The following is a 1498-nucleotide window of genomic DNA, read 5'->3' as shown; positions in this document are numbered from 1 at the left end:
GAATTGGGATACCAACGATGAGGAAATACCTCTTTTCAGCAGGTTTCGCGTTGCTCGTGGCGGCGACGTCCGTGTCGATCACTGCAATGACGCCGCCGGCTTTCGCCAGCGAGATCAAATACGTCGTCAACAACATTCCGGTCACCACCGGCGACATAGCCCATCGCGCCGCCTTCCTGAAGCTGCAGCGCAAGAAGGGCGATGCCGGCCAGGAAATGATCGACCAGACGCTGCGTATGGCCGAGGCCAAGCGGCTTGGCATCCGCATCAGCGACGCACAGGTCGAGGCGGCGTATCAGCGCTTTGCCTCGAGCAACAAGATGCAGCTCAGCCAGCTTGACGGCGTCATGGAGAAGTCAGGCGTCACCAAGAGCCACTTCAAGGAATTCATCCGCGCCCAGATGGCCTGGAACCAGGCTTTGAGCGCGCGCTACCGTTCCGGCGACGGCACCGGTGCCGTCAGCGAGCAGGATCTCGTGAGGAAGATGCTCGAAAAAGGCGGCGCCAAACCGAGCGCCACCGAATACATGCTGCAGCAGGTCATCTTCGTGGTTCCGGCGGCTGAACGCAGCGCGACGCTGGGCAAACGCAAGCGCGAGGCCGACGCCATGCGCACCCGCTTCAACGGCTGCAACACGACGCGCGAATTCGCCAAGGGCCTGATCGACGTCACCGTTCGGGATCTGGGCCGGGTGCTGGCGCCGCAGCTGCCGCCGGACTGGGCCGAGCAGATCAAGGCGACCAAAGTCGGCGGTGCCACTGCCACGCGCGAAACCGAACGCGGCGTCGAATTCATCGGCATCTGCTCGTCGCGCGAAGTGTCCGACGACAAGGTCGCCCAGATGGCGTTTCAGGCCGAAGGCTCCGGCGGCGACAAGGATGCCGACGCGCTCAGCAAGAAATATGTCGACGAGCTGAAGGCAAAAGCCCGCATCGTCAAGCGCTGACGTGAGCAACGCAGTGACTGCGCTCGCGTTGAGCGCCGGCGATCCGTCCGGCATTGGGCCGGAGATCGCCATCGCCGCCTTTATGGCGCGCGAAGCTGCCGCCCTGCCCCCCTTCTACCTGCTCGCCGATCCGGCGCTGATCGCCTCCCGGGCGCGCCTGCTCGGCATTTCGCTGCCGGTCGTCGAAACGACATCAGCGCAAGCGGCGCAGGTCTTTGCCCGCGCCTTGCCGATCGTTCCACTGACTGCCCGCTGCATCGACAGTCCCGGCCGGCCGGATCCGGCCAATGCGGCCGCCACCATCGAGGCCATCGACCGCGCCGTCGCCGATTGCCTTGCCGGCGAAGCCTCGGCCGTGGTCACCTGCCCCATCGCCAAGAAGCCGCTCTACGACGCCGGCTTTCGCTTCCCCGGCCACACCGAGTATCTGGCGCATCTGGCGGCCCGGCACAGCGGCGTCGAGGCGATGCCGGTGATGATGCTGGCAGGACCCGACCTGCGCACCGTTCCCGTCACCATCCACATCGCGCTGGCCGAGGTGCCGAAGGCAC

Annotated in this window: 2 protein-coding genes; both read left to right on the top strand. The window is 65.5% G+C overall.

Translation table 11 applies throughout. The features are described 5' to 3' along the window. Positions 1-17: 17 nt before the first annotated feature. Complete coding sequence (locus EN964_RS34305; RefSeq protein ID WP_127268604.1) at positions 18-947, top strand: peptidylprolyl isomerase; 930 nt, start codon at positions 18-20, stop codon at positions 945-947. Between the two features lies 1 nt (position 948). After that, a partial coding sequence (locus tag EN964_RS34300; RefSeq protein WP_206528810.1) for a 4-hydroxythreonine-4-phosphate dehydrogenase PdxA occupies positions 949-1498 on the top strand: 550 nt, incomplete at its 3' end.

Origin of the sequence: Mesorhizobium sp. M7A.F.Ca.CA.001.10.2.1, assembly GCF_003998575.1 — a bacterium.
GTDB lineage: Bacteria > Pseudomonadota > Alphaproteobacteria > Rhizobiales > Rhizobiaceae > Mesorhizobium.
This window is presented reverse-complemented; position numbering and strand designations above follow the sequence as displayed.